The following is a 12,541-nucleotide window of genomic DNA, read 5'->3' as shown; positions in this document are numbered from 1 at the left end:
TCTAGAAAGGAGGTGATCCAGCCGCACCTTCCGATACGGCTACCTTGTTACGACTTCACCCCAGTCACGAATCCTACCGTGGTAAGCGCCCTCCTTACGGTTAAGCTACCTACTTCTGGTAAAACCCGCTCCCATGGTGTGACGGGCGGTGTGTACAAGACCCGGGAACGTATTCACCGCGACATGCTGATCCGCGATTACTAGCGATTCCAACTTCATGCAGTCGAGTTGCAGACTACAATCCGGACTACGATACACTTTCTGGGATTAGCTCCCCCTCGCGGGTTGGCGGCCCTCTGTATGTACCATTGTATGACGTGTGAAGCCCTACCCATAAGGGCCATGAGGACTTGACGTCATCCCCACCTTCCTCCGGTTTGTCACCGGCAGTCTCATTAGAGTGCCCTTTCGTAGCAACTAATGACAAGGGTTGCGCTCGTTGCGGGACTTAACCCAACATCTCACGACACGAGCTGACGACAGCCATGCAGCACCTGTGTGCAGGTTCTCTTTCGAGCACTCCCCGATCTCTCAGGGATTCCTGCCATGTCAAGGGTAGGTAAGGTTTTTCGCGTTGCATCGAATTAATCCACATCATCCACCGCTTGTGCGGGTCCCCGTCAATTCCTTTGAGTTTTAATCTTGCGACCGTACTCCCCAGGCGGTCTACTTCACGCGTTAGCTGCGTTACCAAGTCAATTAAGACCCGACAACTAGTAGACATCGTTTAGGGCGTGGACTACCAGGGTATCTAATCCTGTTTGCTCCCCACGCTTTCGTGCATGAGCGTCAATCTTAGCCCAGGGGGCTGCCTTCGCCATCGGTGTTCCTCCACATCTCTACGCATTTCACTGCTACACGTGGAATTCTACCCCCCTCTGCCAGATTCCAGCCTTGCAGTCTCCATCGCCATTCCCAGGTTAAGCCCGGGGATTTCACGACAGACTTACAAAACCGCCTGCGCACGCTTTACGCCCAGTAATTCCGATTAACGCTTGCACCCTACGTATTACCGCGGCTGCTGGCACGTAGTTAGCCGGTGCTTATTCTTCAGGTACCGTCATTAGCCGTGGATATTAGCCACGACCGTTTCTTCCCTGACAAAAGAGCTTTACAACCCGAAGGCCTTCTTCACTCACGCGGCATTGCTGGATCAGGCTTGCGCCCATTGTCCAAAATTCCCCACTGCTGCCTCCCGTAGGAGTCTGGGCCGTGTCTCAGTCCCAGTGTGGCTGGTCGTCCTCTCAGACCAGCTACTGATCGTCGCCTTGGTGAGCCTTTACCTCACCAACTAGCTAATCAGATATCGGCCGCTCCAGGAGCACAAGGCCTTGCGGTCCCCTGCTTTCATCCATAGATCGTATGCGGTATTAGCGTAACTTTCGCTACGTTATCCCCCACTCTTGGGCACGTTCCGATATATTACTCACCCGTTCGCCACTCGTCAGCGGAGCAAGCTCCCTGTTACCGTTCGACTTGCATGTGTAAAGCATGCCGCCAGCGTTCAATCTGAGCCAGGATCAAACTCTTCAGTTCAATCTCTGTTGTTCCGATACTGCTATCGGAGGTCACTCACTCAAGATACTGACGTTCCTCTTGCGAGGTCACGTTTATTTCTTGTGTAAGCGTTTGATGCTATATATTTTGAGTATCGGGACCGAAGCCCCGGGCACACTCACATCAAACGCCCACACTTATCGACTGTTGATTGTTAAAGAATTCTGCCCTCAGGCGTTTGCCGCATTCGGTGACAAATCGTTGTGTTTGTCAGCAGCAGAGAGGTGAGATTATGCGGTGTTTCGTGCAGCTCGTCAACCCCTCGTTTTGTATCGCATTGTTTCCATATCGATCCAAAACCCTGTCGCGTCGTTTCGTTTTCACTGGTACGTTGCGGCAGGGACAGAATGATAGCAAAGTGCCTTGCGCGTGGCAACCTCTATTTCTCAGACACGGTGTCGCGCCGGAAGTTCCCGTCCATCTGGATTTCTTCTTCTGTGAACGGCAGCCTCGGCAAGTCCTTACCGGCATATAGCGGTAGCTGGTCGGCATACCAGGGCGATACCGGGTCGGTCGACTGACCATAAGGCAGCAAACCGCGTGCGATGGGTCCGCTATCGTCGAAAGCGACCAACTGCACATAGCTGGTTCCCCATCTGACGCTGCCATACCCCTGCGCCGTCAACGGTCCGGTCATGTGCAGGGCGTTGTAGACGCCGTCGATGTCCCCGGTACCGCCGTGCACCTCGGTGCGATACGCGGCTCGTTGGTCGACCTGGTAGTCGCCCAGGCGGGCGTCGGGCGCAATGCCGAGCGCGGACAGTCGCTGTGCCGTTTCCTTCAGCGCAGTCAGCAACGATGGCACCGCTGCGGCTGCCACGCCGCGCGGCGTATGGACCGGGTCGCGGGGGTCGAACGGTACCGCCCAAATTGCAGGCAAGGCGACAGCCTTGAGCCAGAATTCGCGGAACAGTAACGCGCCGCGACTGTCCAGGTCGACCTTGCGGTCCCATGCGCGCAAGACGCCGCAGGCGTTGCCCAGGGTAACGTCGGTCGTGCCTAGGCACGCTGCCAGGAGATCGGGCAATACCAGCTCCGCGGCATGCACCCGGTTCGAGAATATCAGGTCTTGCAGATCGTCGAGATCGACATCGTGGCGTGCCGCCAGCAAGCTGTCGATCTGCACGAAGCCCAGCCGGGTGCGCAAGTGTTGCGGCACCGCGGTGGGCCCATACAGCGGCGAGTAACCCAGCGGCTCAGGGCCCGTCAGCAGGTGGGCACTGTTGGTGAGCCAATAGCTGTCGTTGGAATTGGCAACGTAGTCGCGGCGCAGCAGTTGTGGAGCCTGCGCCACGCCGAAGATGCCGGCAGGACTGCCGGGATCGCTGCCCCAATGGCAGGCACTGCGTGACCCGTCGAACAGCAGTAGCGGCCCGAACAGCATGCAATCGGACAGGAACTGCGCCGTTGTCACGTGCGGCACCACGCTGGCATCGATATAGAGCGCCCCGCCCTGGCGGTCGGCCGCGACCGTGTTTACCCATGGCAGGCCCATGATGCTGCCCAGCGTCGTACGCAGCGCCTGTACGCTGGTCGCGCGGCCGATCGCCAGCCACTGGTCGAGCAGCCGGGTATTGTCCCGGTTGGGATCGCCCAGCACGATGATATCGTCGGGGCCGACCGGCACACCTGGCACGACGATCGGCATGCCGAGCCTGGTGTAGAAGAACGTCTTGCGTCGTACCCGCTGAGAGCCGTCCGGCTGCCGCAACTGCACTTCAACAACGCGCTCCGTCATCCGCTGCGGCACGCCATCGATCAGGTAGCTGCGGCCTGAACGATCGGCCTTGTCGCGCTGCAGGCGGAACGTCGTGAAGTGCAGCGCCTTCGTCACCGTATGGGTCCAGGCCACGTCCCTGTTGAAACCGATGACGACCGCAGGCAAGCCGCCCAGGCTGACGCCCATCACATCGTAAGCACCCGGTACCGTCAGGTGCACCTGATAAAAGCGGTCCGTGCTGAACCACGGATAGTGCGGGTTCGCCAGCAGCATGCCGCGACCGTTGCGGGTGACGTCGCCGCCCAGGGCCAGGCCATTGCTGCCCAGGCCCAGATTACCCCAGTCGCGGGGCCGGACAGCGGCAAACGTGCGTGCTTCGTCCACATCCTGCGCCGCCGCCAGGATCTGGCGCGGGAACACCTGACCGGACGCGTGTATGGCCTTCTCGGCAATGAGCAGATAGAGGTCGTCCACCGTGATCGGCTTTACCCACGCGGCGTCATGGCAGGCCTTGGGCAGGCTCGCACGGTATTCCCGCAAATACTGGTTATAGCCGGCGACGTAACCGCGCAGCAGCGCACGAGCATCCGGACTGGCGCGCGCGTAGCCGGCCCGTAAGGCGTCGAGATCGAGATACGCCTTGAAGAAGAAGTCGCTATCCTCATTGCGCAGGTCGAACATGTGCTCGTTCAGGTAGTCGATCGCGACGCTGTACTCGCCGTTCGTTCCGACCGTGGGTGGAGCGTCGCCGCCAAAGTAGCGTGAGCGCTCGCCGCGTACCGTCAACAGGAAGTCCGCCAGCATGCAGATGTTGTCTTGTGCATAGGCGTACGCGAGGCCGAAGCCGAGACCGCCGAAATCCTCCGCACGTACGTGCACGATGCCGTAAGACGTACGCGCCACTTCAGCGCCGAGGCGGCGTGCGGGGTGAGCGCCATCGTCGCCACAGCCTGCCAAAAGCATCCACAACAATGCTACATGGAACCGCCACATGGTCTGCCTCCGATGAGTCAACGGACATCATCGCAAGCGCCCGGCATCGGGCTTTGATCGCGCGCAAACGCACTCTCGCGCGACAGTCGTGCCAGGGCGCGCCAAGCGCCGCGGCACGACCCGATACTTATTTGTCCGTCAGGACCTTGCGCGAGTAATTGCGGTCCGTGCGGATTTGCGCCTCGGTGAACGGCAGCGTCACCAGCGTTTTCCTGGCGAACAGCGACAACTGATCGGCGTAGTACGGCGACAGCGGATCGACCGACTGGCCATACGTCAGTACGCCCTTGGCCACCGGGCCCGCATTGTCGAACCCGATCAGCTGGATGTAGCTGCTCCCCCAGGCCACATCGCGATAACCCGACGACGTCAAATCCGTCGCCATCGTCAGCACGTTGTAAACACCGTCCTCATCGCCCTGGCCGCCGTGCAAGCCGATGCGGCGACCGTTACGCGTCTGGGTCTGGTAGTCGCCCAGGCGACCATAGAGCGGCACGCCCAGCGAGTGCAGCTTGGCCGTCGCGTCACGCAGGGCCGCCAGCAATGCCGGCATGGCGTCCGTCGCCACGCCGCGGGGCGTGTTGACCGGGTCGGCCGGGTCGAACGGCACGGCCCACAGGTCGGCACGGGTACGCACCGTGTTCCAGAATTCGCGGAACAGCACCGCGCCGCGGCTGTCGACGTCGGCCTTGCGGTCCCATGCGGTCAATACCGCGCAGGGCGACAGCAGGCGCAGGTCGTGCGACTTGAAGCATGCCGACAGCAGGTCCGGCAGGACCAGTTCGGCGGCGTGGACCCGGTTGGAGAACAGCAGGTCGTGCACGTCGCTGGTCCGCAGGAACTGCTGCTGCGCCAGCGCGCCTTCCAGTTGGACCAGGCCCAGGCGGGTACGCAGCGTTGGCTGCGTGCCTGGCGTGCCATACAGCGGCGAGTAACCGTATGGCTCCGGCCCCGTCAGCGGTGCCCGCCCATTGGTCAGCCAGTAGTTGTCGTTCGAGTTCACCACGTAATCCTGGCGGATCAGCGTGGGCATGTTCGCCGCGCCAAACACGCCCTTGGGCGTATCCGGATCCTGGCCCCATTCGCATTCGCTGCGCGAGCCATCCAGGGCCAGCAGCGTCGGCGCCAGCATGCAGTCGGATGCGAAGCGCTCGGTGGCGACGTGCGGTACGACGCTGGCGTCGATGTACAGCGCGTTGCCGTCGCTGTCTGCCGCGATCGTGTTCACCCAAGGCAGGCCGGCGATGGCGTTGGCGCTGCGCTGCAGCGCACCGACGCTGTCGGCTTTGCCGATCGCGAGCCACTGTTCCGCCAGGCGCGTGTTCAAGCGATTGGCATCGCCCAGCACGAAGGCGGTTTGCGCGGTCCAGTCCACGCCCGAGTCGGGCATGACGATCACGGCGCCATGCTTGCTGAAGTAGAACGTGCGCTGTTTCGTCGCGATGGTGCCGTCGGCCTGCAGCACGTCGACAGTGACGTTCCGCTCGGTCATCTTGATCGGCGCGCCGTCGTAGTAATACGTGGTCCCGGTCGGATCGGACGGGTCCAGTGTCAGCATGAACGTCGTGAAGTGATAGGCCGCCGTCACGGTATGCGTCCAGGCGAGATGCTTGTTGAAGCCGATCGACACCAGGGGCAGGCCGCCCAGGCTGACGCCCATCGCGTCGTATTTGCCGGGAATGGTCATGTGCAGCTGGTAGAAGCGGTCGGTGCCCGTCCATGGATAATGCGGATTGCCCAGCAGGATGCCGCGGCCGTTCGCGGTCGCGTCGCGGCCCAGCGCGAGGCCGTTGCTGCCGACGCCAGCCGGAATGCCGCGCGGCAGGGGTTTCATTGCAGCCGGCATGCTCTTGTTCAGCGATGGTGGCGCGGCTGCCGGATCGCGCGATGCGCCGACGATCGCCGCTGCGAATACTTCGCCGGACGCGTGGATCGCCTTTTCCGCGATCAGCAGGTAGACGTCGTCGACGGTGATGGGCTTGACCCACGCCGCGTTGCGGCACGCCTTCGGCAGGCGGCTGCGGTGGTCGGCAAGGAAGCGGTTATAGCCGTCGGCATAGCCGGCCAGCAGTTCGCGCACGTCGGCGGAACCGGCGGCATAACCGGCGCGCAATTGGTCGAGGTCGAGATAGCCCTTGAAGAAGAAGTCGCTGTCCTCATTGCGCAACTTGAAGAACAGGTCCATCGCCGCGCCATATTCGCCGTTGCGGGGTGCGGTGGCTTCGGCATCGCCTCCGAAGTAACGCGAGCGCTCGCCACGGACGGTCAGCAGGGTATCCGCCAGCATGCAGACGTTGTCCTCGGCATAGGCGTATGCGGCGCCGTATCCCAGGCTGCGGTAATCATTGGCCTTCACGTGCACCACGCCGTAGCTGGTGCGGGCAACTTCACTACGCACCCCTGCGGCGTGAGCCTGTGCGGCCAGCACCATGATTCCCACGGCGACTGCAATATGCTTCCTCATCCATACCTCCGTTATAGTTATTAAAACGATATCTAACAGCGAAGGATAGCAGTGGCTTGCATGCGTGTGCAGACCTCTGGCAAAAGAAATATTCTGTACAACAGTGAGGATCGGAGAGCGCCGGCAGGCGTAAAATCTGGTAGGGAAATGAAGTGGACAACGGGTTTGCTGCATTCAACCCATGCTGTCAGGCGGCGCGGCGGATCGCCCTCGCCGAATGCCGGCCCGGGGGCAACGTGCCTGACAGCGCGCGTTCGGCAACAACCACGATGCATGATTGGAAAAGGGCCGCGGCTCGCCAGAGCAGCGCGAAGCCCAAAGCGAAAAACCCCCGCCAGATCACTGGACGGGGGTTTTTCTATATAACAGCCTGACGATAACCTACTTTCACACTGGTTGCAGCACTATCATCGGCGCAAAGTCGTTTCACGGTCCTGTTCGGGATGGGAAGGGGTGGGACCGACTTGCTATGGTCATCAGGCATGACTTGTACGTAGTCTCGTTCCCGGTTGGGCAACGCGGCTACTAATCTGGAAGAAGTAAGTTGGGTGTTACTGGTAAAACTCAAACACAGGCAAATGCTCTGTAACCGTCAAGGTTATAGGGACAAGCCGTACGGGCAATTAGTATCAGTTAGCTTAATGCATTACTGCACTTCCACACCTGACCTATCAACGTCCTGGTCTCGAACGACCCTTCAAGGAGCTCAAGGCTCCGGGAAATCTCATCTTAAGGCAAGTTTCCCGCTTAGATGCTTTCAGCGGTTATCTCTTCCGAACTTAGCTACCCGGCAATGCCACTGGCGTGACAACCGGTACACCAGAGGTTCGTCCACTCCGGTCCTCTCGTACTAGGAGCAGCCCCCTTCAAATTTCCAACGCCCACGGCAGATAGGGACCAAACTGTCTCACGACGTTTTAAACCCAGCTCACGTACCACTTTAAATGGCGAACAGCCATACCCTTGGGACCGGCTACAGCCCCAGGATGTGATGAGCCGACATCGAGGTGCCAAACTCCCCCGTCGATATGAACTCTTGGGAGGAATCAGCCTGTTATCCCCAGAGTACCTTTTATCCGTTGAGCGATGGCCCTTCCATACAGAACCACCGGATCACTATGTCCTACTTTCGTACCTGCTCGACTTGTCGGTCTCGCAGTTAAGCACGCTTATGCCATTGCACTATTAGCACGATATCCGACCGTACCTAGCGTACCTTCGAACTCCTCCGTTACACTTTAGGAGGAGACCGCCCCAGTCAAACTGCCTACCATGCACTGTCCCCGACCCGGATCACGGGCCAAGGTTAGAACCTCAAACAAACCAGGGTGGTATTTCAAGGTTGGCTCCACGAGAACTGGCGTCCCCGCTTCAAAGCCTCCCACCTATCCTACACAGATTGGTTCAAAGTCCAATGCAAAGCTACAGTAAAGGTTCATGGGGTCTTTCCGTCTAGCCGCGGGTAGATTGCATCATCACAAACACTTCAACTTCGCTGAGTCTCGGGAGGAGACAGTGTGGCCATCGTTACGCCATTCGTGCAGGTCGGAACTTACCCGACAAGGAATTTCGCTACCTTAGGACCGTTATAGTTACGGCCGCCGTTTACTGGGACTTCAATCAAGAGCTTGCACCCCATCATTTAATCTTCCAGCACCGGGCAGGCGTCACACCCTATACGTCCACTTTCGTGTTTGCAGAGTGCTGTGTTTTTATTAAACAGTCGCAGCCACCAGTTTATTGCAACCCTTTCACCCTTCCACAGTAAAGTGGTCAAGCTACCGGGGCGTACCTTTTCCCGAAGTTACGGTACCAATTTGCCGAGTTCCTTCTCCCGAGTTCTCTCAAGCGCCTTAGAATACTCATCTCGCCCACCTGTGTCGGTTTGCGGTACGGTCTCGTATGACTGAAGCTTAGAGGCTTTTCTTGGAACCACTTCCGATTGCTTCGCGAACAAGTTCGCTCGTCCCGATCCCTTGGATTACGTACCCGGATTTGCCTAAGTACCTCCTATGAACCAGAAACTGACTATTCCAACAGTCAGACAACCTTCCGCGATCCGTCCCCCCATCGCATCATACGACGGTGCAGGAATATTAACCTGCTTCCCATCAGCTACGCATCTCTGCCTCGCCTTAGGGGCCGACTCACCCTGCTCCGATGAACGTTGAACAGGAAACCTTGGGCTTACGGCGTGCGGGCTTTTCACCCGCATTATCGCTACTCATGTCAGCATTCGCACTTCTGATACCTCCAGCATCCTTTACAAGACACCTTCGCAGGCTTACAGAACGCTCTCCTACCATATCCTTACGGATATCCGCAGCTTCGGTGACTGGCTTAGCCCCGTTACATCTTCCGCGCAGGACGACTCGATCAGTGAGCTATTACGCTTTCTTTAAATGATGGCTGCTTCTAAGCCAACATCCTGACTGTTTTAGCCTTCCCACTTCGTTTTCCACTTAGCCAATCTTTGGGACCTTAGCTGGCGGTCTGGGTTGTTTCCCTCTTGACGCCGGACGTTAGCACCCGACGTCTGTCTCCCAAGCTCGCACTCATCGGTATTCGGAGTTTGCAATGGTTTGGTAAGTCGCGATGACCCCCTAGCCATAACAGTGCTCTACCCCCGATGGTGATACTTGAGGCACTACCTAAATAGTTTTCGGAGAGAACCAGCTATTTCCAAGTTTGTTTAGCCTTTCACCCCTACCCACAGCTCATCCCCTAATTTTTCAACATTAGTGGGTTCGGTCCTCCAGTGCGTGTTACCGCACCTTCAACCTGGCCATGGGTAGATCACTTGGTTTCGGGTCTACACCCAGCAACTAACGCCCTGTTCGGACTCGATTTCTCTACGGCTCCCCTATATGGTTAACCTCGCTACTGAATGTAAGTCGCTGACCCATTATACAAAAGGTACGCCGTCACGGAACAAGTCCGCTCCGACTGTTTGTATGCACACGGTTTCAGGATCTATTTCACTCCCCTCCCGGGGTTCTTTTCGCCTTTCCCTCACGGTACTGGTTCACTATCGGTCGATTACGAGTATTTAGCCTTGGAGGATGGTCCCCCCATCTTCAGACAGGATTTCTCGTGTCCCGCCCTACTTGTCGTACGCTTAGTACCACCGGTCTGATTTCGTGTACGGGGCTATCACCCGCTATGGCGCCTATTTCCAGAGGCTTCCACTATCAGTCCGACTATCACGTACAGGCTCTTCCCATTTCGCTCGCCACTACTTTGGGAATCTCGGTTGATTTATTTTCCTGCAGCTACTTAGATGTTTCAGTTCGCCGCGTTCGCCTCACACACCTATGTATTCAGTGAGTGATACCCTAAAAGGGTGGGTTTCCCCATTCGGAAATCTACGGATCAAAGCTCGTTTGTCAGCTCCCCGTAGCTTATCGCAGACTACTACGTCCTTCATCGCCTGTAATCGCCAAGGCATCCGCCATGTGCACTTATTCACTTGTCCCTATAACCTTGACGGCTATCGGTTCAAGCATTTACTACTGTGTTTGATGAGTTTTTGTATGCGTTCTTTCGAACACTACCCTAAGTGTGTGATTTCTCACACGCTTAATAAAACTTTACTTCTTCCAGATTGTTAAAGAGCGAAACAGCTTAGATCTCTAAAAGATCAAACCTAAATCCTCGACAGTGCGAGACTTACGTTTGTGCTTTCAACAGAAGCGATGGTGGAGGATGACGGGATCGAACCGACGACCCCCTGCTTGCAAAGCAGGTGCTCTCCCAGCTGAGCTAATCCCCCATGTTTGTGGTGGGTCTGGTTGGGCTCGAACCAACGACCCCCGCGTTATCAACACGGTGCTCTAACCAGCTGAGCTACAGACCCGCGCTTCTTGCTGTTTCTCTAACAACAGTCGATAAGTGTGAGCGTTTGATGCACGACCATTTCTGATCCGTGCCACTCTAGAAAGGAGGTGATCCAGCCGCACCTTCCGATACGGCTACCTTGTTACGACTTCACCCCAGTCACGAATCCTACCGTGGTAAGCGCCCTCCTTACGGTTAAGCTACCTACTTCTGGTAAAACCCGCTCCCATGGTGTGACGGGCGGTGTGTACAAGACCCGGGAACGTATTCACCGCGACATGCTGATCCGCGATTACTAGCGATTCCAACTTCATGCAGTCGAGTTGCAGACTACAATCCGGACTACGATACACTTTCTGGGATTAGCTCCCCCTCGCGGGTTGGCGGCCCTCTGTATGTACCATTGTATGACGTGTGAAGCCCTACCCATAAGGGCCATGAGGACTTGACGTCATCCCCACCTTCCTCCGGTTTGTCACCGGCAGTCTCATTAGAGTGCCCTTTCGTAGCAACTAATGACAAGGGTTGCGCTCGTTGCGGGACTTAACCCAACATCTCACGACACGAGCTGACGACAGCCATGCAGCACCTGTGTGCAGGTTCTCTTTCGAGCACTCCCCGATCTCTCAGGGATTCCTGCCATGTCAAGGGTAGGTAAGGTTTTTCGCGTTGCATCGAATTAATCCACATCATCCACCGCTTGTGCGGGTCCCCGTCAATTCCTTTGAGTTTTAATCTTGCGACCGTACTCCCCAGGCGGTCTACTTCACGCGTTAGCTGCGTTACCAAGTCAATTAAGACCCGACAACTAGTAGACATCGTTTAGGGCGTGGACTACCAGGGTATCTAATCCTGTTTGCTCCCCACGCTTTCGTGCATGAGCGTCAATCTTAGCCCAGGGGGCTGCCTTCGCCATCGGTGTTCCTCCACATCTCTACGCATTTCACTGCTACACGTGGAATTCTACCCCCCTCTGCCAGATTCCAGCCTTGCAGTCTCCATCGCCATTCCCAGGTTAAGCCCGGGGATTTCACGACAGACTTACAAAACCGCCTGCGCACGCTTTACGCCCAGTAATTCCGATTAACGCTTGCACCCTACGTATTACCGCGGCTGCTGGCACGTAGTTAGCCGGTGCTTATTCTTCAGGTACCGTCATTAGCCGTGGATATTAGCCACGACCGTTTCTTCCCTGACAAAAGAGCTTTACAACCCGAAGGCCTTCTTCACTCACGCGGCATTGCTGGATCAGGCTTGCGCCCATTGTCCAAAATTCCCCACTGCTGCCTCCCGTAGGAGTCTGGGCCGTGTCTCAGTCCCAGTGTGGCTGGTCGTCCTCTCAGACCAGCTACTGATCGTCGCCTTGGTGAGCCTTTACCTCACCAACTAGCTAATCAGATATCGGCCGCTCCAGGAGCACAAGGCCTTGCGGTCCCCTGCTTTCATCCTTGGATCGTATGCGGTATTAGCGTAACTTTCGCTACGTTATCCCCCACTCTTGGGCACGTTCCGATATATTACTCACCCGTTCGCCACTCGTCAGCGGAGCAAGCTCCCTGTTACCGTTCGACTTGCATGTGTAAAGCATGCCGCCAGCGTTCAATCTGAGCCAGGATCAAACTCTTCAGTTCAATCTCTGTTTTCCGACATTGCTGTCGGGGCCACTCACTCAAGATACTGACGTTCCTCTTGCGAGGTCACGTTTATTTCTTGTGTAAGCGTTTGATGCTATATATTTTGAGTATCGGGACCGAAGCCCCGGGCACACTCACATCAAACGCCCACACTTATCGACTGTTGATTGTTAAAGAATTCTGCCATCAGGCGCTTGCTGCATCCGTTGACAAATCGTTGTGTTTGTCAGCAGCAGAGAGATGAGATTATGCGGTGTTTCGTGCAGCTCGTCAACCCCTCGGTTTCCGTCGCTTCGTTTCGTTTTCACGTCTACGCTGCGGCAGGGACAGAACTAT

General features: G+C 57.2%; 2 protein-coding genes, 2 tRNA genes and 4 rRNA genes. All 8 read right to left on the bottom strand.

Annotation, left to right across the window (positions count from 1 at the left end; all coding sequences use genetic code 11):
- Nucleotides 1-5: 5 nt before the first annotated feature.
- Nucleotides 6-1,536: ribosomal RNA gene (locus E7V67_000040) — 16S ribosomal RNA — on the bottom strand.
- Between the two features lie 400 nt (nt 1,537-1,936).
- Nucleotides 1,937-4,270 (bottom strand): penicillin acylase family protein, encoded by a 2,334-nt coding sequence (locus E7V67_000035; protein ID WUR13544.1) that lies wholly within the window; start codon nt 4,268-4,270, stop codon nt 1,937-1,939.
- A gap of 127 nt (nt 4,271-4,397) precedes the next feature.
- Nucleotides 4,398-6,734 carry a penicillin acylase family protein gene (locus tag E7V67_000030; protein ID WUR13543.1) on the bottom strand — a complete coding sequence of 779 codons (2,337 nt, stop codon included), beginning with the start codon at nt 6,732-6,734 and terminating at the stop codon, nt 4,398-4,400.
- Nucleotides 6,735-7,102: 368 nt separating this feature from the next.
- Nucleotides 7,103-7,215: ribosomal RNA gene (gene rrf, locus E7V67_000025) — 5S ribosomal RNA — on the bottom strand.
- Between the two features lie 121 nt (nt 7,216-7,336).
- Nucleotides 7,337-10,209: ribosomal RNA gene (locus tag E7V67_000020) — 23S ribosomal RNA — on the bottom strand.
- A 221-nt stretch (nt 10,210-10,430) separates the two neighbouring features.
- Nucleotides 10,431-10,506 (bottom strand) — tRNA-Ala (locus E7V67_000015).
- Nucleotides 10,507-10,513: 7 nt separating this feature from the next.
- Nucleotides 10,514-10,590, bottom strand: a tRNA-Ile gene (locus E7V67_000010).
- Nucleotides 10,591-10,671: 81 nt separating this feature from the next.
- Nucleotides 10,672-12,202: ribosomal RNA gene (locus tag E7V67_000005) — 16S ribosomal RNA — on the bottom strand.
- The 16S, 23S and 5S rRNA genes sit together here with 2 tRNA genes alongside, the layout of an rRNA operon.
- Nucleotides 12,203-12,541: the final 339 nt, after the last annotated feature.

It is taken from the genome of [Empedobacter] haloabium (genome assembly GCA_008011715.2).
In the GTDB taxonomy this organism is placed as follows: Bacteria; Pseudomonadota; Gammaproteobacteria; order Burkholderiales; family Burkholderiaceae_D; genus Rugamonas; species Rugamonas haloabia.
Note: the sequence above shows the minus strand (reverse complement) of the source record. Positions and strands in the feature narration are given on the sequence as shown.

Coding starts and splice junctions, on each gene's coding strand:
- E7V67_000035 (WUR13544.1), bottom strand. CDS start 4,270: ATGTGGCGGTTCCATGTAGCATTGTTGTGGATGCTTTTGGCAGGCTGT.
- E7V67_000030 (WUR13543.1), bottom strand. CDS start 6,734: ATGAGGAAGCATATTGCAGTCGCCGTGGGAATCATGGTGCTGGCCGCA.